This window comes from Thermophilibacter sp. ZX-H3, from assembly GCF_052599055.1.
Map to the genome: position 1 here is coordinate 1 of NZ_JBQXES010000024.1, position 18,791 is coordinate 18,791.

General features: G+C 67.6%; 13 protein-coding genes, 1 tRNA gene and 1 pseudogene. All 15 read left to right on the forward strand.

What is annotated here, in order from left to right:
* A pseudogene (locus ACULPM_RS09790) lies at positions 1–998 on the forward strand (hypothetical protein); the annotation flags it as partial.
* A gap of 34 nt (positions 999–1,032) precedes the next feature.
* Complete coding sequence (locus tag ACULPM_RS09795; RefSeq protein WP_167930751.1) at positions 1,033–1,368, forward strand: YbaB/EbfC family nucleoid-associated protein; 336 nt, start codon at positions 1,033–1,035, stop codon at positions 1,366–1,368.
* A gap of 13 nt (positions 1,369–1,381) precedes the next feature.
* On the forward strand, positions 1,382–1,990 hold the full coding sequence (gene recR / locus ACULPM_RS09800; protein ID WP_167930752.1) for a recombination mediator RecR: 609 nt from the start codon (positions 1,382–1,384) through the stop codon (positions 1,988–1,990).
* A 16-nt stretch (positions 1,991–2,006) separates the two neighbouring features.
* The gene (locus ACULPM_RS09805) at positions 2,007–2,837 is read left to right on the forward strand and encodes a hypothetical protein (RefSeq protein WP_167930753.1); all 831 of its coding nucleotides are present in this window, start codon (positions 2,007–2,009) and stop codon (positions 2,835–2,837) included.
* A 190-nt stretch (positions 2,838–3,027) separates the two neighbouring features.
* Positions 3,028–3,104: transfer RNA gene (locus ACULPM_RS09810), tRNA-Asp, on the forward strand.
* Positions 3,105–3,240: 136 nt separating this feature from the next.
* Positions 3,241–3,933, forward strand: a complete 693-nt coding sequence (locus ACULPM_RS09815) for an HAD family hydrolase (protein WP_445331905.1) — start codon at positions 3,241–3,243, stop codon at positions 3,931–3,933.
* Positions 3,934–3,973: 40 nt separating this feature from the next.
* A complete protein-coding gene (locus tag ACULPM_RS09820) occupies positions 3,974–4,465 on the forward strand; it encodes an RrF2 family transcriptional regulator (RefSeq protein ID WP_445331906.1) in 492 nt (163 codons plus the stop codon).
* On the forward strand, positions 4,462–5,349 hold the full coding sequence (locus ACULPM_RS09825; protein WP_445331907.1) for an adenine glycosylase: 888 nt from the start codon (positions 4,462–4,464) through the stop codon (positions 5,347–5,349). Before ACULPM_RS09820 ends, ACULPM_RS09825 begins: the two co-directional genes overlap by 4 nt.
* 79 nt (positions 5,350–5,428) lie before the next feature.
* On the forward strand, positions 5,429–5,974 hold the full coding sequence (gene rbr / locus ACULPM_RS09830) for a rubrerythrin (RefSeq protein ID WP_167930756.1): 546 nt from the start codon (positions 5,429–5,431) through the stop codon (positions 5,972–5,974).
* A 665-nt stretch (positions 5,975–6,639) separates the two neighbouring features.
* A complete protein-coding gene (gene glgB / locus ACULPM_RS09835; RefSeq protein WP_167930757.1) occupies positions 6,640–8,805 on the forward strand; it encodes a 1,4-alpha-glucan branching protein GlgB in 2,166 nt (721 codons plus the stop codon).
* A 122-nt stretch (positions 8,806–8,927) separates the two neighbouring features.
* Positions 8,928–11,360, forward strand: a complete 2,433-nt coding sequence (locus tag ACULPM_RS09840) for a glycogen/starch/alpha-glucan phosphorylase (RefSeq protein ID WP_445331908.1) — start codon at positions 8,928–8,930, stop codon at positions 11,358–11,360.
* 58 nt (positions 11,361–11,418) lie between these two features.
* Complete coding sequence (locus ACULPM_RS09845) at positions 11,419–12,567, forward strand: glucose-1-phosphate adenylyltransferase (protein ID WP_075279006.1); 1,149 nt, start codon at positions 11,419–11,421, stop codon at positions 12,565–12,567.
* A gap of 2 nt (positions 12,568–12,569) precedes the next feature.
* A complete protein-coding gene (gene glgD / locus ACULPM_RS09850; RefSeq protein ID WP_445331909.1) occupies positions 12,570–13,664 on the forward strand; it encodes a glucose-1-phosphate adenylyltransferase subunit GlgD in 1,095 nt (364 codons plus the stop codon).
* 18 nt (positions 13,665–13,682) lie between these two features.
* Positions 13,683–15,182 (forward strand): glycogen synthase GlgA, encoded by a 1,500-nt coding sequence (gene glgA, locus ACULPM_RS09855; protein WP_445331910.1) that lies wholly within the window; start codon positions 13,683–13,685, stop codon positions 15,180–15,182.
* Between the two features lie 62 nt (positions 15,183–15,244).
* The gene (locus ACULPM_RS09860) at positions 15,245–18,433 is read left to right on the forward strand and encodes a 4-alpha-glucanotransferase (protein WP_445331911.1); all 3,189 of its coding nucleotides are present in this window, start codon (positions 15,245–15,247) and stop codon (positions 18,431–18,433) included.
* Positions 18,434–18,791 lie beyond the last annotated feature (358 nt).

Here is an 18,791-nt window from a genome sequence, read left to right on the forward strand (position 1 = left end):
CCGCGCCCTCGCCCAGCGCGAGTCGCGCAGCGAGCGAGGAGCGTAGCGACGAGCGCCGAGCGGCTGGGCGAGGGCGCGGCGGGACCAGCGAGGGCGTCACCAACGGCAACCTTCAGCGGCTCTGGAAGCAGGTCGTCGACCAGCTCGTGGCGCAGGTGCCGGCCAAGGGCTCGCTGCTCCTCTCGTCTACGGCGGTCTCCGACGACGGCGAGAAGCTCACGGTGTCGCTGCCGAAGGGCTCGCACTTCGCGGCGAGGATGCTCGAGCGTGCGGACGTCCGCGAGAGCGTGGAGCCGGTGATCTCCGCCGCATTCGGGCCGCGCCAGGTGGTGTATGTGGAGTCGAGCCTCGCCAACCAGGCGATCTCCCGCTCCGAGCGCCCGGCGCCCGCCCCGGCTCCGGCCCCGAGGCCCCAGCCGGCGCCACAGCCCGCTTCCCGGCCCGCTCCGGCGGCGCCCGCTCCCGCGCAGAGCGCCCCGGACCCCGCGCCCGCCTACCCCATGCCATGGGACGCCCCTACCCCGGCGCCGCAGCCCGCGGCCCAGGCAGCCCCCGCACCCCAGGAGCCCGCCGCGGAGCAGGTCCCCTACTCAGATGCCGACATCACCGTCTACGAGGAGACCTACGAGCCCGAGGTAACCTTCCCGGCCCAAACCGCTGCCCCCGCGGCCCCGCCGGCAAACCCGGCGCCCGCCCCCGCCGACAGCCCCGCCGTCGCTCCCGCCGCGACCAGCGAAACGAGCGAGGAGCGTAGCGACGAGCGCCGAGCGGACGGGCAAGGCCCCAGTGCGGTCGGAGGCGGGGGCGAGCTCACGCCCGAGTTCGCGGACATCGCCTCCATGCTGGCTGAGGCGTTCGGGCAGCCGCTCGAGGTGAGCGTGGAGTCGGCGGTGACGACCTCCGACGAGGACGCCGCGGCCGAGCTCGCCTATGATGGTGACCCCGCCTCGGACGACGGCTTCACGGCCGAGCCCGAGGAGGACGAGGACGACGACTGATCCCGGGGCGCCCGGGAGGACGAAAGGAGCCATGATGGCCAAGGGATTCAACATGGGCGGCATGAACCGCAACCAGATGATGGCGCAGGCCCGCAAGATGCAGGAGCAGCTCATCGCCGCGCAGCAGAAGGCCGCCGAGACCGAGGTCTCCGCGAGCGCGGGCGGCGGCGCCGTCAAGGTGACGGCCACGGGCGACATGCGCCTGACCTCGCTCGCCATCGACCCGGCCGCGCTCGACCCCGAGGACGTCGAGATGCTGCAGGACATGATCCTCGCCGCCGTGAATGACGCCCTCGAGTCCGCTGAGCGCATGGCGAGCCAGCAGATGAGCGCCGTCACGGGCGGCCTCAACATCCCGGGCCTCTTCTAGGGCGGCCTTCGCGATGATCGACCCGGTCAACGATGGTCGCGCGCTCCAGCGGCTGCTCGACGAGCTCGGCAGGCTGCCCGGCATAGGGCCGAAGTCCGCCCAGCGGATCGCCTACCACCTCCTCGAGGCGGATGCCGAGGAGGCGCGCCGGCTCGCCAACGCGATTCTCGACGTGAAGCAGCAGGTGCACTTCTGCCCCGTCTGCTTCTCGTACGCGACGCGCGACACCTGCGACGTCTGCGCTGACGGCACGCGCGACCGCGCGTCCATCTGCGTGGTCTCGGAGCCGCGCGACGTCACGGCCATCGAGCGAACGGGCACGTATCACGGTCTCTACCACGTCCTCGGCGGCGTCATCAGCCCCATGGACAAGATCGGGCCGGAGCAGCTGCACGTCCGCGAGCTGCTCGCTCGTCTCGCCGACGGCGCGGTGGACGAGGTCATCCTCGCCACCAACCCGGACGTCGAGGGCGAGACCACGGCAACCTATCTTGCCCGCGTCATCCGCCCGCTCGGCGTGCGCGTGACCCGGCTGGCGAGCGGCCTGCCCGTGGGCGGGGACCTTGAGTATGCAGACGAGGTGACCCTCGGCCGCGCCATCGAGGCGCGCCGGGAGGTCTAGCTAAGGGGGAAACGCAATGGCTGACGGACAGAGGAGGCGCCCCGCTCACGGCGCGCCGCAGGCCTCGAAGCGGAGCGCGCGCGGGTCCCGCACGTCCGGGGCGCGCCAGCGCCTGGCAAGCGACTCCGACCAGATTTCCACCATCCGGGCGGGCCAGGGGGCACGGGTCACCACGAGGAGCAACGCCGCGGAGGCGGCGGGCCGCGCGCGCCACAACGCCGAGGAGCGCTACTACGAGCGCCATCCCGAGGCCCGCGCCGCGCACGGCGGTCCCGAGCGCAGCCGCAAGAACGTCGTCCTTCTCGTCCTCGCGGCGGTGGCGGCCCTGGTCCTCGTCTTCTTCCTCGGCCGCTGCGTGGCCACGGTGCTGAGCCCCGCCCCCGAGGAGGGCGCGCCCCAGCAGGGCCACGGTCAGGCGGCCCTTACCGACGCGGAGCGCGAGTACCAGGAGCAGCAGACGCAGCATGACGCCGGCTCGGAGCAGGTGGGCGTCGACGGCACCGTCTCGTATGCGGGCGTCACCTACGCCCTGCGACAGCTCGACGACGGCCGGGTGGGTCTCGTCCGCGTTGGCTCCGACGGCTCCGACGAGGTTCTCACGGAGCTTGAGGGCACGCCCGTGGCCCTGGTCCGCCGCGCGGAGACCCTGCTCGTCCCCGAGAACCGCGACGGGGGCTGGGACGTGGTCTGCTACGTGATCGGCGGCCACGGCTCCGCCACGTACGTCGCCGGTCCTGACGGCTCGATGGTCCAGGGCTCGGGGGAGGCTACCTCGGTGGAGCTCTCCGGCGCCACGCTCCGAGTGACGGACGCGTCGGGCTCGGTCACGGAGGTCGCCCTCGAGTAGGTGCACGGCGAGACGGAGGGGGAGACAAAGGGGGCAGGTTCATTTGTCTCATTGGGGTGCATGAGACAAATGAACCTGCCCCCTTTGTCTCCCCCTCCGCACGAAAAATCGGCAGGCGGAAGATTTTTTCAAAATTCCTCTTGCCAAGGAGGGCGGACCTATGTAAGAATAGCTTCCGCGCAAGGCGAACGGGGTGTTAGCTCAGCTGGTTAGAGCGCCGGCCTGTCACGTCGGAGGTCGAGGGTTCGAGTCCCTTACATCCCGCCATTGCACCGTACGAGGGGCCCTTCGGGGCCCCTTTTTCGTAGGTAAGCACATCAACCGTCTCCGGTTTTTCCTCTCTCAAATGCTCATCTCGGAGTATCATATTCACATCAGTTTTGAATCTGACGAGGGAACGAGGATGGACCCCAGCGCCGAGCAGCTGACATATCGTGTCGCCGTATTCGACTTTGACGGGACCTCCATCCGGGGGCAGTCGGGCGCGCTCTTCACCGAGTACCTGATCCTGAACGGCGCGATGTCCCTGCCCAGGGCGCTGAGGCTGATCTGGTGGGGCATCCGCTACAAGCTCCATCTGCCGTATCGCCAGGACGAGGCCAGAGAGCTCGTGCTCGGTTCCCTCAAGGGCCGCAGCGCCAGCGAGGTGGACGCCCTCATGGTGCGCTTCCACGACAAGGTGCTCGTTCCGCGCTACCGCGCGCAGGCGCTCGCCGAGGTTCGCCGCTGCCACGACGAGGGCCTGGTGACCCTTCTCGTGTCCGCGACCTTCGACGCCATAGCCGCGGCCGCGGCCGAGAGGATCGGCTTCGATGGCTACGCGGCCACGCACATGGAGCGCGACGACCAGGGCAACTACACGGGAGCCGTCGACGGCCCCGTGGTGGCGGGCGACGAGAAGTACCGTGCCGCCGCGGCCTGGTGCGACTCCCATCTGGGGGTCGGGCGCTGGGAGCTCGCCCGCGCCTACGGGGATCACCACAGCGACAAGGACCTTCTCGCCCGCGCCGGGACGGCCGTCGCCGTCTGCCCGGGCAAGACGCTGAGGCTGCTCGCGAAGCGCCGCGGCTGGCAGATTCTCGACTGGGACGCGTAGGGTTCGATCGGCGCGGGGGGAGGCGCCGAGGGGAGGAACCATGGAGATATCACGAAAGACAGACTATGCGCTGCGCATGCTCGCCGCGCTCGTGAGCGACCCGGACGGGATCATCTCCGTCCGCACGGCGGCCAAGGAGAACAACATCCCGTACTCCTTCGCCCGCTCGATCCAGCACGACCTCGCCCTTGCGGGAATCGTCGAGAACTCGCGCGGCGCCGCGGGCGGCATGAGGCTCGCCGTGGACCCGCGCGAGACCACCCTGCTCCAGCTCGTCGAGGCGGTGCAGGGCCCCATCATCGTCTCGGGCTGCGCCACCGCGCTCGACGGCGCCGAGCCGTGCCCACGCCGGGGCACCTGCCACTTCACGTCGGTCTGGTGCAACGCCGAGCGGATGCTGCGCCAGCTCTTCTCGTCCGTCACCCTGCACGAGCTCGTTGTCGAGCGCCGCTCGCCGATGTTCCGGGGCACCTTCGAGCTCGTCGACGAGGACGCGGCGCGCGACGCCGCGCACATCGAGGGGGCCGCGTGAGCGAGCCTTCGGAACACGGGACCCTCGACCTGGGGGACTTTCGCGCCCTCGTGCTCGCGCGCGGGCGCGAGCTCTACCGCGACCTTCCGTGGCGCCGCACGCGCGACCCCTATGCCATCTGGATATCCGAGGTCATGCTCCAGCAGACCCAGACGACGCGCGTGGACGGCCGCTGGCAGCGCTGGCTCGAGCGGTTCCCCACGGTGGACGCGCTCGCCGCGGCGGATGCCGCCGACGTGCTGGACGAGTGGCAGGGGCTCGGCTACAACCGCCGCGCCCTCTCCGTGCTGCGCGCGGCGCAGGCGGTCTCGGCCGCAGGCGGCATGATGCCCGCGGAGACCGCGGCGCTCGAGGCCCTGCCGGGGATCGGGCCGGCCACGGCGGCGGGCATCCGCGCCTTCGCCTTCGACCTGCCCGGCGTCTACCTCGAGACCAACGTCCGCACCGTCTTTCTCCACGAGCTCTACCCAAACGCCGAGTCCGTCCCCGACCGCGAGCTCGTGCCGCTCGTGCGCGACACCTGCCCGCCGGATGCGAGCGACCCCGAGGACGACCCGCGCACCTGGTACTACGCCCTGCTCGACTACGGCGCCTACCTCAAGCGCACCGTCCCCAACCCGTCGCGGCGCTCGCGCGGGCACACGCGTCAGTCGCGCTTTGAGGGGTCTCACCGGCAGAAGCGCGCCGAGCTGCTGCGCGTCCTTCTCGCTCACCGAGGGGACGGCGCCGGCGGCGCGGACTTCGAGACGATTTTCCAGGAGCTGGTTAGCTCGGAGCTCCGGGCGGGTAGAAGCGCCATAGGCGAGCCGGACGTCCGGGCACTTCTCGACGAGCTCGAACGCGAGGGATTTTGCCATAACGAGAGTGGCGTTTGGTACGTCTAAATGATACAATGTCCTAATACCGGGCAGAGGGCCCGGCGCACGTCGAGCGTTCCCGAGAGGGGACAGGAGAGGAGTTCCAATGGCCGTTGACTTTGAGAGCTCGCAGACGAAGAAGAACCTCGAGGCTGCCTTCGCCGGCGAGTCCCAGGCTACCAACAAGTACGCCTACTACGCGAGCAAGGCCAAGAAGGAGGGCTACGAGCAGATCGCCGCGATCTTCACCGAGACCTCCGGCAACGAGAAGGAGCACGCCAAGCTCTGGTTCAAGTACCTCCACGGCGGCGAGGTGCCCGACACCCTGACCAACATCAAGGACGCCGCGGCGGGCGAGAACTACGAGTGGACCGACATGTACAAGGGCTTCGCCGAGACCGCCGAGGCCGAGGGCTTCGCCGAGATCGCGGCCAAGTTCCGCATGGTCGGCGAGGTGGAGAAGCACCACGAGGAGCGCTACAACAAGCTGGCCGAGCGCGTCGAGAAGGGCGAGGTCTTCGCCCGCGAGGGCGTCAAGGTGTGGAAGTGCCGCAACTGCGGTCACCTGCACGTGGGCGCCGAGGCCCCCGAGGTCTGCCCGGTGTGCAACCACCCCAAGGCCTACTTCGAGGAGCAGGCCCTGAACTACTAGTCGCCTGACCTGACACACGCCTGGGAGGCCCCCGACTTCCACGCAGGACTGCGCTTCGCGGAAGATCCTGCTTAGGAAGTCGGGGGCCTCTCGCGTGCAGGGTCGCTCCTGCCGCCGGGAATTTGAGGCGCTTCGAGGAATCCTCGCTTAGGAGCCCGGGGCCGCCCGTCTCATGTCGCTCCTGCCGCCGGGGAATTTGAGGCGCCGGCGGGGCGGCTGTGTGAGCGCGTTGCGGGATCTGGGGTCATGGCAATTCCCGGGCCGCGGGCGTTGTCGTTTCGGGGGTTGTGGCAGCCGGGGGCGGGCGCCAGCTGGGCGTTCTTCTCGCCGCGCTGCGGAATAGGGGGTTGTGGCAGGCCGATCGCTGCCATAACCCCCTATTCGTTGACGCCGGGAGGGACGGAATTGCCACAACCCCCAAATCGACGACGCCGGGGCGGTGGGGCGCCGGGGCGGCGGGGCAGCGAGGCTGTCGCCCATGCGCCACAGAGCTGGCGACAAGAACGACCGGCCGCACTCGAGAGGGGCTTACGGCGTGATGCCCTGCCAGCGTCGCATTGCTTCGCCGTCCCATTTCCCGCACTCGCCGCCTTTTCGTGGACACGCGGTTGACGTAGGCCGCACAATGAGTGTTGTCCTGTGCACTGACCTTCGAGGAGCCTGACATGGAATCTCTTGACAGCACCCTCTACCTGAGCAACGACGACCTGTTCCTGCTCGCGAGCGGAAAGTGGTACCGGAGCTATGAGAAGCTGGGCGCCCACCCCGCCGTGGACGATGCCGGGACGAGCGGCTACCACTTCGCCGTCTGGGCGCCCGACGTCAAGAGCGTGCACGTCATCGGGGACTTCAACGGGTGGGACGAGCAGGCCAACCCGCTCTCCTGCTCCGAGACCGGCGGCGTCTGGCAGGGCTTCATCCCCGGCATCGGCCAGGAGGCGCTCTACAAGTACCTGATCGAGACCGCGGACGGCCGCAAGCTCTACAAGGCCGACCCGTACGGCTTCTACGCCGAGCAGATCCCCGGCACCGCGTCGCGCACCTTCGACCTCGCCGGCTACGACTGGGCTGACGGCGCCTACATGAAGGCGCGCGCCAAGCGCGACATGTTCAAGGAGCCGCTCAACATCTTCGAGGTGCACCTCGGCAGCTGGCGACGCCACGGCGACGAGCCCCAGGGCGAGCCGCGCCCCGACGGCACCTACCCCGGCCCCGGCGACCCGTTCCCCGCGCAGCGCGGCGTCGTCTACTCCTATGACGACCTCTCCGTCGAGCTCGTCGCCTACGCCAAGGACATGGGCTACTCGCACATCGAGATCATGCCCGTGAACGAGCACCCGTTCGACGGCTCCTGGGGCTACCAGCCCACCGGCTACTACGCCGCCACCTCGCGCTACGGCAACCCCAAGCAGTTCATGCACTTCATCGACGCCTGCCACGAGGCGGGTATCGGCGTGATCCTCGACTGGGTGCCGGGCGGCTTCTGCGCCGACGCCCAGGGCCTCGCTACCTTCAACGGCGAGATGCTCTACGAGCACAAGATCCACCCCAACTGGAGCACGCACCAGTTCGACTACTCCCGCGGCGAGGTCCGTAGCTTCCTCGTCTCCAACGCGCTCTTCTGGGCCGACCTCTTCCACGCCGACGGCATCCGCATGGACGGCGTCTCCTCGATGCTCTACATGAACTTCGGCATCGACGACCCCGGCCAGAAGCGCTTCAACGAGAAGGGCACCGAGGAGGACCTCGACGCCTCCGCGTTCATCCGTCAGACCAACGAGGTCATGGGCAAGTTCCACCCCGACGTCATGATGATCGCCGAGGAGTCCACCGCCTGGCCGCTCGTGACCTATCCGCCCGAGGACGGCGGCCTCGGCTTCCACTTCAAGTGGGACATGGGCTGGATGAACGACACCCTGCACTACATGCAGACCGACTTCCCGTGGCGTCCGGGCAACTACCGCATGCTCACGTTCTCCTCGATGTACCAGTTCAATGAGAACTTCATCCTGCCGCTCAGCCACGACGAGGTCGTCAACGGCAAGTGCTCGCTCATCACCCGCATGCCCGGCGACTACTGGCGTCAGTTCGCCGGCATGAGGGCGCTGGCGTTCTACCAGGTCACGCACCCCGGCGGCAAGCTCAACTTCATGGGCAACGAGATCGCCCAGTTCATCGAGTGGCGCTACTACGAGGGGATCCAGTACTTCCTCGCCGAGCAGTACGAGACGCACCGCCACCAGCAGCAGTTCGTCCGCGACCTCAACCGCTTCTACAACGACCACGCCGCGCTCTGGCAGTGCGCCTTCGCCTCCGAGGGCTTCGAGTGGATCGACGCGGACAACTCCGACCAGTCGATCATCTCGTTCATCCGCAGGGGCGACAAGCCCGGCGACGAGCTCGTCATCCTCATCAACTTCGACGTCAACGCGCGCGAGGACTTCCGCATGGGCGTCCCGGAGTGGGGCGTCTACGAGGAGCTCTTCAACTCCGACGACGAGCGCTACGGCGGCTCCGGCGTCATCAACACCGGCAAGCTCAAGTGCCAGGACGAGCCGTGGAACGGCCGCGAGCAGTCCGTCGTGGTGCGCGTCCCGCCGCTCGGCGGCATGATCCTCAAGAAGACGGGCACGCTGCGCCGCCCGGCCAAGAAGAAGCCCGCCGCCGCCAAGCCCGCGGCCAAGGCCACCAAGGCCGCGGCGAAGACGGCCGAGAAGGCCGCGCCGAAGAAGCCCGCCGCAAAGAAGCCCGCGGCCAAGAAGGCGACGTCTTCCGTAAAGACGGCGTCATCGAAGAAACCCGCCGCTAGAAAAACGACGAAGGCGGAGTAAACTTTTATGGGGCCACCCGGCGGGTGGCCCCAGACGGGTGACGGCCAAGCGACAGCCGACGCCCTCGTGCGGGACCCTCCCGCACGCCCCCGAGTTCTTGTCGCCCGACGCTAGGAGAGGCTTTGACTGACAACAAGATCTTTGAGAACGAGAAGGACTTCGTCGAGCAGTACCGCGAGGCGTGCGTCGCGCGCTACGGCACGCCCTTCGAGGGCCTTGCCGACCACGAGCGCTTCTACGCCCTCGCCGAGCTCATCGCCAACAAGGGCCGCGCCATCTTCCCGGAGTCCCACCCCAAGGGAGCCAAGAAGGTCTACTACTTCTCCCTCGAGTTCCTCCTCGGTCCCCTGCTTGACAACTACCTGATCAACTTCGGCGTCCGCGACCTCGTTGCCGAGGGCGTCAAGGAGATGGGCGCCGACCTCGACGCCCTCTGCCGCCAGGAGGTCGATCCCGGCCTCGGCAACGGCGGCCTGGGCCGTCTGGCCGCGTGCTTCCTCGACTCCATGGCCCACGAGGGCATCGCCGGCTACGGCAACGGCATGCGCTACCGCTACGGCCTCTTCCGCCAGTACATCGAGGGCGGCCGCCAGGTCGAGCGCACGGACAACTGGCTTGCGGGCGGCTTCCCCTGGGAGACCCGCAAGGACGGCAGCGCCGTGCTCGTCCGCTTTGGCGGCCAGGTCGTCCGCCACGAGGAGGACGGCAAGTTCTGGTTCACCCAGGAGGGCGGCGAGGTCGTCCGCGCCGTCCCGTATGACGTGCCCATCATCGGCTACGGCGGCAAGGTCGTGAACAAGCTGCGCCTTTGGTCGGCCGAGCCCTACACCGAGGACTTCGACCTCGACGCCTTCAACGCCGGCGACTACGCGCGCGCCAACAAGTTCCGCTCCGACGTCGAGGCGATCTCCACGATCCTCTATCCCAACGACGCCGGCGAGCACGGCCGCATGCTGCGCCTCAAGCAGGAGTACCTCTTCGTCTCCGCCGGCCTGCAGACGATCCTGCGCACCTACGAGCGCGAGTTCGGCCCCGACTGGGAGCACCTCGGCGAGCACGTCTGCGTCCACACCAACGACACGCACCCCGCCATGTGCGGCCCCGAGCTCATGCGCATCCTCGTTGACGAGAAGGGCGTGGGCTTTGACGAGGCCTACAAGATCGCCAAGGAGACGATCTCCTTCACTAACCACACGGTCATGCCCGAGGCGCTGGAGAAGTGGCCCATCAACACCTTCCGCAACCTCCTGCCGCGCCTCTACATGTTCATCGACGAGGTCGATCGTCGCTACCGCGACAGCCTGTCCACCCACCTCTCGCCGAACGAGGGCAACTGGACGGACGTCCTGAGCAAGACCGCCATCCTCTGGGACGGCCAGGTCCGCATGGCCAACCTCTCGATCATCTTCTCGCACTCGATCAACGGCGTCTCCGCGCTGCACACGCAGATCCTCAAGGACAGCGTCTTCCACGAGTTCTACGAGATGATGCCGCACCGCTTCAACAACAAGACCAACGGCGTCACGCACCGTCGCTTCCTCTGCGAGGCCAACCCGTCCTACTCCAAGCTCATCACCGAGGCCATCGGCGACGGCTGGATGGACGACGCGATGGAGCTCGAGAAGCTGCTGCCCTTCGAGGAGGACGCGAGCTTCCTCGATGGCATGGAGGCCGCCAAGAAGGCCGACAAGGAGCGCCTGGCCGCCTTCATCAAGGAGGTCTCCGGCGTCGAGCTTGACACCAACATGGTCTTCGACGTCCAGGTCAAGCGCTTCCACGCCTACAAGCGCCAGCTCCTCAACGTCTTCAAGGTGCTCGACGTCTACAACCGCATGCTCAAGGACCCGAGCTACAGCCCGCGCCCGACGGCCTTCATCTTCTCCGGCAAGGCGGCCCAGAGCTACACCTTCGCCAAGGAGGTCATCCGCCTCATCAACTCGGTGGCCGACGTCATCAACAACGACGAGCGCGTGAACGACAAGATCAAGGTGGCCTTCGTGCCTAACTTCGCGGTCTCCAACGCGCAGCTCATCTACTCCGCCGCGGAGATCTCCGAGCAGATCAGCGTGGCCGGCGCCGAGGCCTCCGGCACCTCCAACATGAAGCTCATGATGAACGCCGCCATCACGCTCGGCACCCTCGACGGCGCCAACATCGAGATCTCCGAGCTCGTGGGCCCCGAGAACATCAAGATCTTCGGCCTGCACGCCGACGAGGTCGACGCCCTGCGCGCCAGCGGCCGCTACTACGCCTGGGACATGTACAACGGCGACCGCGACCGCATCGGCCGCATCGTGGACATGCTGACCGACGGCACGCTCGCGCGCCTCTCCGGCAACTTCGACAGCATCCACGACTACCTGATGGTCGACAACGACCCGGATCTGGTCCTGCGCGACTTCCACTCCTATGTCCAGGCGTGGGAGGAGCTCACCGGAGCCTACGGCGACCGTCGCGCGTGGAACAAGGCGGCGCTCCACAATACCGCCAAGGCCGGATATTTCTCTTCTGACCGAACTATCCGTGAGTACATGACGGATATCTGGCACATTTAGGCTTACGTGCGGGGGCCCTCCGCGGCCCCCGCGTCTGGTAGTCGAAAGGAGTGGGGGTATGAGTAAGAAAGAGTGCATCGCAATGCTCCTGGCAGGCGGTCAGGGCAGCAGGCTCGGTGCGCTGACGAGCAACGTCGCAAAGCCGGCGGTTTCCTTCGGCGGGAAGTTCCGCATCATCGACTTTGCCCTCTCGAACTGCGCCAACTCGGGCATCACGACGGTGGGCGTCCTCACGCAGTACCGTCCGTACCTGCTGCACAGCTACATCGGGACGGGTGAGGCGTGGAACCTCGACGAGCGCGGCGGCGGCGTCTCCATCCTCCCTCCCTACGCGACCCAGACCGGTGGCGCCTGGTACGAGGGCACGGCCGACGCCGTGACCCAGAACCTGGGCTACATCGAGACCAACGATCCCGACTACGTCCTCATCCTGTCCGGCGACCAGCTCTATCGCATGGACTATGACGACATGCTCGAGACCCACAAGAAGAACAACGCCGATCTCACCATCGCCGTCATGCCGGTGCCGTGGGAGGAGGCCTCCCGCTTCGGCATCCTGACCGCCGACGAGGACGGCCGCATCAGCAAGTTCACCGAGAAGCCCAAGAAGCCCGATTCAAACCTCGCCTCCATGGGCATCTACATCTTCACCGCCGACCTTCTCGTCGAGACGCTGAAGGAGGATGCCAACGACCAGAACTCGAGCCACGACTTCGGCGGCGACATCATCCCGAAGCTCCTCGAGGCCGGCAAGCGCCTCTACACCTACAAGTTCGAGGGCTTCTGGCGTGACGTCGGCACCATCTCGAGCTACCACGAGACGAGCATGGACCTCCTCGGGCCCAACCCCGCCTTCGACATCTTCAGCAACGAGTTCCCCATCATGAGCAACTCGTCCACCCGCCCGCCCGCGCTCGTGGGCAAGGACGCCACCATCGACGACTGCCTCGTCTCCAACGGCTGCCAGGTCTACGGCACCGCCAAGCACTCGATCCTCTCGACCGACGCCTACGTCGGCGAGCGCGCCACGGTCATCGACTCGGTGCTGCTCCCGGGCGCGAGGGTCAAGGACGGCGCCCACGTCGTGCGCGCCATCCTCGGCGAGAACTCCGTCGTGGAGGAGAACGTTAGCGTCGGCAGCGTCGACCAGACGAAGGACACCGCCGTCATCGGCAACGACGTCGTGGTCGGAAAGGGGGAGAACTAATCATGGAGAAGGTCATCGGCCTTATCACCTGCAACTACTCGGCAAAGGAGTCGAGCGCGCTCACCGAGAGCCGCCCCGTGGCGTCGCTGCCCTACTTCGGCCGCTACCGCCTCGTCGACTTTGCCCTCTCCAACATGGTGAACTGCGGCATCCGCACCGTCGGCATGGTCATGCCGTACAACTACCGCTCCATCATCGACCACGTGGGCTCCGGCAAGGACTGGGACCTCGACCGCAAGAACGGCGGCCTGTTCATCCTGCCCGGCTCCGCCTTCGGCACCTCCCGTACCGGCGCCCGCTTCCTGCTGCGCGACCTCGTCCACAACAAGGCCTACTTCACGCGCAGCACCTCTGACGCCGTGTTCTTCTCGACCGCCAACTTCGTGTTCAACGCCGACCTCAACAAGGTCTACGACGCGCACAAGGAGTCCGGCGCCGACGTCACGGTGATCGTCAAGACCGCCACCGAGAAGGACGCCGACGTCACCGCCTTCGACGTCGAGGACGGTCGCGTCTGCGGCGTGCACCACGGCGCCAACTTCGGCGAGACGATGTTCCTCGACTGCTTTGTCATCAACCGCCAGCTCCTGCTCGACATGTTCGACTGGTACGGCCCGACGGACTACCTCGACCTCTTCGAGGCCATGACCGGCGACTTCGGCCGTGTGAACGTGCGCACCTACGAGTACGACGGCTACGTCGCGCCGATCTTCAACAAGCGCTCCTACTTCCGCGCCAACATGGACCTGCTCGACCCGCGCATCACCGCCGAGCTCTTCCCCGACGACCGCACCGTCAAGACCAAGACGCACGACACGCCGCCCGCCAAGTTCGAGGTCGGCTCCCACGTCCTCAACTCGGCCGTCTCCTCCGGCGACCGCATCTACGGCAGCGTGAGCGACACGATCCTCGGCCGCAACGTCATCATCGAGGCCGGCGCCACCGTGCGCAACTCGATCGTGATGCAGGGCTGCGTCGTCAAGAGCGGGGCGCGCGTCGAGAACGCGATCGTGGACCGCGCCAACGTCGTGCCCGCCGGCACCGAGCTCAGGGGCACCCCTGAGGACGTGCTCATCAAGGAGAAGTCTCGCGACTAGTACCGAGGGAGAACCACCGTGTCAACCAATGCCAAGCGCAGGAAGTTGAGGGTGCTCTTCGCGTCTTCCGAGGCCGTCCCGTTTGCCAAGTCGGGCGGCCTCGGGGACGTCGCCGGCTCCCTTCCCCGCGCACTGAAGCACGCCGGCGCCCGCGTCGCCGTCATCCTGCCCAAGTACTCCACGATCCCGCAGGAGTACCTCGACCAGATGAAGCACGTCACCGAGTTCTACGTGCCGCTCGCCTGGCGCAACGAGTACTGCGGCATCGAGAAGCTCACGATGCAGGACCTCGACTTCTACTTCATCGACAACGAGGCCTACTTCAAGCGCGACAGCCTCTATGGCTACTTCGACGACGGCGAGCGCTTCGCGTTCTTCTCGAAGGCCATCTGCGAGGCCATCGCCAAGGTGCCCGAGCTCGAGTGCGACGTGCTGCACTGCAACGACTGGCAGACCGCGCTGTGCTGCGTGTTCCTGCGCGAGTTCTACCAGGACGTCCCGCAGTGCGCCAACGTGAAGACCATCTTCACGATCCACAACGTGAAGTTCCAGGGCCAGTACAGCGACGAGATGCTCGAGCAGGTGCTCGGCCTCGCGCACATCCCGGCCGCCCGCGACCAGCTCCGCTGCGACGAGCGATCCATCAACTTCATGAAGGGCGCCCTGCTCTACACGGACTTCCTCACCACGGTGAGCCCGAGCTACGCCTACGAGCTGCAGATGCCGTTCTACGGCGAGGGCCTCGACGACATCTTCCGCCGTCGCGCGGGGCAGCTGCGCGGCATCCTGAACGGCATCGACCAGTCCATCTGGAACCCCACGACGGACCCGATGATCCCGGCCAACTACTCCGCCAAGGAGATCGGGAACAAGGCCGAGTGCAAGCGCACCCTCCAGGAGGAGCTGGGGCTGGCACAGGACCCGACGCGCCCGCTCGTGGTCTCGATCGGCCGCCTCACGGACCAGAAGGGCCTCGGCCTCGTCCGCTACGCGATGGACCACCTCATGTCCCGCGGCGTCCAGGTTGCCATCCTCGGCACGGGCGACAAGGACCACGAGGACGCGTTCCGCTACTTCGCGGCCAAGTACCCCGGCCAGATGTGCGCGCGCATCGCGTTTGACAACGCGCTCTCGCACCGCATGTACGCCGGCGGCGACCTGCTGCTCATGCCGTCCGAGTTCGAGCCCTGCGGCCTCTCCCAGATGATCGCCATGCGCTACGGTACGCTTCCCGTGGTGCGCGAGACGGGCGGCCTGCGCGACTCGGTCATCCCGTACAACAAGTTCACCGGCGAGGGCACGGGCTTCTCGTTCGCCAACATGAATGGCGACGAGATGGCCGACACCCTCCTCGGTGCGTGCGAGATCTTCTGGACCGATCCCGACGCTTGGTCTAACCTGATGCAGCAGGCCATGGCGACGGACTTCAGCTGGCGCCGCGCCGCGAACGACTACATGGACATCTACCACGACCTCCATCCGGAGATCATTCGGTACAACAAGCGGAGAGACAGGTAAGTTTGAAGGCACGTCACGTCACATCCGAGCCGGAGTACAGAAGTCCTTTCGGTGCCGTCCAGTTGGGCGGCACCGTTTCGCTGTCCATAGACGTGTGGGGGGACGACGTCGTCTTCTGCACGCTGCGCGTCTGGACGGACGCACACGGCGAGGAGCTCATCGAGATGCACGGCTCCCTCAAGGGGGACTGCCTGCGCTTCTCGGCAAACTATCGGTCGGCCGAGACCGGCGTCGTCTGGTACAGCTTCGACATCGAGGCCAAGGACGGCTCGGTCTGGCGCTACGGCGCCAAGCCGGGCTGGACCACGGGGGAGGGCGCCTTCGCGTACGGCGACCCGCCCTCGTTCCAGATCACGGTCTACGTCCCGCGCGCCGAGCAACCCCGCTGGTACCGTGACGCGGTGGTCTACCAGATCTTCCCCGACCGCTTTGCGCGCGGCGAGGACTGGGAGGAGCGCGCCAAGACGCTCGACCGGCCGAGGAAGGGCCCGGGGCACCGGCTCGTGGACTGGGACAAGCCCGTCGACTACGAGCGCACGCCGGAGGGCGGCATCGCCGTGTGGGACTTCTACGGGGGGACCCTCGAGGGCATTCGCGAGAAGCTCGAGTACCTCGAGGACCTCGGCGTGACGGCCATCTACCTCAACCCCATCTTCGAGGCCTCCTCCAACCACCGCTACGACACGGCGGACTACCTCGCCATCGATCCCCTTCTGGGCACCGAGCAGGACTTCAGCGCCCTGTGCGTGGACGCCGAGGACCGGGGGATCTCCGTCATTCTGGACGGCGTCTTCAACCACTCGGGCCAGGACTCGCGCTACTTCAACTCCTATGGGAACTACCCCGACCTCGGGGCCTATCAGAGCCCGGACTCCCCCTATCGCGACTGGTACTTCTTCAACGAGGACGGCACCTACGCGGGCTGGTGGGGCAACGGCGACCTGCCGGCGCTCAACGAGGACAACCCCGACTACCACGAGCTCATCTGCGGCCGGCGCGGCGTGGTGCGCAAGTGGCTGCGCGCCGGCGCGCGCGGCTGGCGCCTCGACGTGGCCGACGAGCTCTCGGACGAGTTCATCGAGGACATCAAGCGTGCGCTCGTCACGGAGCGCCCCGACGGCGTGCTGATCGGCGAGGTCTGGGAGGACGCCTCCAACAAGCTCGCCTACGGCAAGCTCCGCCAGTACTTCCAGGGGCGGGAGCTCGACGGCACGATGAACTACCCGTTCCGCACGGGCGTGCTCGCCTTCCTGAGGGGGGAGATCGGCGCCCCCGAGCTCGCCGCCCGCCTGGAGCAGCTGCGCGAGAACTACCCGCGCGACAACTTCTACTCGTCCCTCAACCTCCTCGGCAGCCATGACCGTGAGCGCCTCTTCACCGTGCTCGGAGGGGCACCGGACCCGGACTCCATCCCGGAGGGCGAGCGTGCGGGCTGGCACCTCGCGGACGACCAGGTGGGGCTTGCGAAGGCACGCCTGTGGGTGGCCGCGCTCCTGCAGATGACGCTTCCCGGCGTCCCCTGCGTCTACTACGGCGACGAGCTCGGCCTCGAGGGCCTGCGCGACCCGTACTGCCGCGGGAGCTTCCCGTGGGACGGCAGCCGCGGGCACGCCGACTGCCTCCTGACGTACCGTAACGCCATCGCCATCCGCCGCACGCTCCCCGTGCTCGTGGACGGCGAGTTCGAGCCCTTCTCGTTTGGGGAGGACGTCTTCGGCTTCTGGCGGACGGGCGCGGACGAGAGCGTGTGCGTCCTCGTCAACGCGAGCCTCTCCGAGGCGCATGACGTCAAGGTCCCGATGGTGGGAGACCTCGTCACGGACGTGGTCTCAGGTCGCGCGCCCAAGGTCGAGGGCGGGCAGGCGTCCACGTTCCTGTGGCCGCTCGGCACGGCGGTCCTGCACTTCCATCGCGCGCAGCGCCTCCAGCTTCCGCTCGGCCGGGGCATGGGCGTGCTCTGCCACATCACCTCGATTCCCAACGACGGAAAGCCGGGCACCCTCGGCGCCCCCGCCCGCCGCTTCGTCGACTGGCTCGCCGACCACGGGCAGACCTACTGGCAGGTCCTCCCCGTGAACCCCACGGACGAGTACGGCTCGCCGTACGCGGGCGTCTCGGCCTTCGCGGGCAACACGGACCTTCTCGAGAAGGACGTCGCCGAGACGCTCACGAGCCTCGAGAAGGTCGGCACCTCTGAGGACTACCTCGAGTTCTGCCACGAGAATGACTACTGGCTGACGCCCTATGCCACCTTCCGCGCCATCAAGGAGCTCTTCGGCGAGGGGCCGTGGCAGAGCTGGCCCGCGCGCTACCGCCACTACAGCCCGGCGCTCACGCGCAACCCGCGCATCGCGGCCGCGGTGGAGAACCACCGCCGCCTGCAGTACGCCTTCGACCGCGAGTGGCGCGACCTGCTCGACTACGCGCACGCCCGCGGCGTGCAGATCATCGGCGACATGCCCATGTACGTCTCCGGCGACTCCGCGGACGTCTGGAGCGAGCCCGACATCTTCGACCTCGACGAGTCGGGGCACGCGCGCCGCCAGGCCGGCGCCCCCGGAGACGCCTTCGCCCCCGAGGGCCAGGTATGGGGCAACCCCACCTACCGCTGGGACATGCTGCGCGAGCAGAACTACGGGTGGTGGCTCCGCCGCTTCAGCCGCATGCTGGCGCTCTACGACCACGTGCGCCTCGACCACTTCATCGGGTTCTCGTCGTTCTTCTCGGTGCCGTCCGGAAAGCCCGCGAGCGAGGGCTCCTTTGCCTTTGGCCCGGGTGCGGAGCTCTTCGAGGCGGCGTATCGCCAGTTTGGCCCGCTGCCGTTCATCGCGGAGGATCTCGGCGTCATCACGCCGGCGGTCCGCGCGCTCATGAGCTCGACCGGGTTTGCGGGGATGGACGTGGTCCAGTTCTTCGACGGCGACGTCCGCGCGTCCTATGAGTCGCGGCCCGAGACCGTGGTCTACACCGGCACGCACGACAACCAGACGCTCCTGGGCTTCTGCGAGAGCCGCTTTGGCGTCGAGGGGGAGGACGCCGCCGAGCTTGCCGATTCGGTCCTGCGACGCGCCCTGGGGTCTGCGGCCGACGTGGCGATCGTGCCCCTCCAGGACGTGCTCGGCCTCGGCGACGAGGCGCGCATGAACGTGCCTGGCATCGCGGGCGGCAACTGGTCCTGGCGTGCGGATGGCGAGCTCGTGGAGGCCGCGGGCGAGCGGCTCTCCAAGCTCGCGAAGGAGTCCGGCCGCTAGCGTGCAAGGGGCGTGCCACCGGCGTCGGGCTTATTTGTGCCACTGGCGTCAGGTTTATTTGGCACACGGGCCCGTGTGCCAAATAAACCTGACGCCAGTGGCACGCCCCCGGGCTCGTGTGCCAAATAACAGACGTCGCGAGGCCCCCGCAGGGTGGGTGTGCGGGGGTCTCGCGACGTTTTTGTGCGGCGAAGTGTCGCCAATCCCCCGCAGCGCCGACGTGCGGGGCCCTCGCGACGTTCTGCGGCGGGGAAATGTCGCCGCGCCCCCGCACGCTGACTCCGCGGGGCCTTCGCGACGTTCTGGGGCGGAGGTCGGCGCCGGGCGAGAAGAACCTGTGTGCGCACGCCCGCGCAGG

Excerpts from the sequence above, each read along its gene's own strand:
- ACULPM_RS09795 (WP_167930751.1), top strand. The coding sequence starts at position 1,033 with ATGGCCAAGGGATTCAACATGGGCGGCATGAACCGCAACCAGATGATG.
- recR (WP_167930752.1), top strand. The coding sequence starts at position 1,382 with ATGATCGACCCGGTCAACGATGGTCGCGCGCTCCAGCGGCTGCTCGAC.
- ACULPM_RS09805 (WP_167930753.1), top strand. The coding sequence starts at position 2,007 with ATGGCTGACGGACAGAGGAGGCGCCCCGCTCACGGCGCGCCGCAGGCC.
- ACULPM_RS09815 (WP_445331905.1), top strand. The coding sequence starts at position 3,241 with ATGGACCCCAGCGCCGAGCAGCTGACATATCGTGTCGCCGTATTCGAC.
- ACULPM_RS09820 (WP_445331906.1), top strand. The coding sequence starts at position 3,974 with ATGGAGATATCACGAAAGACAGACTATGCGCTGCGCATGCTCGCCGCG.
- rbr (WP_167930756.1), top strand. The coding sequence starts at position 5,429 with ATGGCCGTTGACTTTGAGAGCTCGCAGACGAAGAAGAACCTCGAGGCT.
- glgB (WP_167930757.1), top strand. The coding sequence starts at position 6,640 with ATGGAATCTCTTGACAGCACCCTCTACCTGAGCAACGACGACCTGTTC.
- ACULPM_RS09845 (WP_075279006.1), top strand. The coding sequence starts at position 11,419 with ATGAGTAAGAAAGAGTGCATCGCAATGCTCCTGGCAGGCGGTCAGGGC.
- glgD (WP_445331909.1), top strand. The coding sequence starts at position 12,570 with ATGGAGAAGGTCATCGGCCTTATCACCTGCAACTACTCGGCAAAGGAG.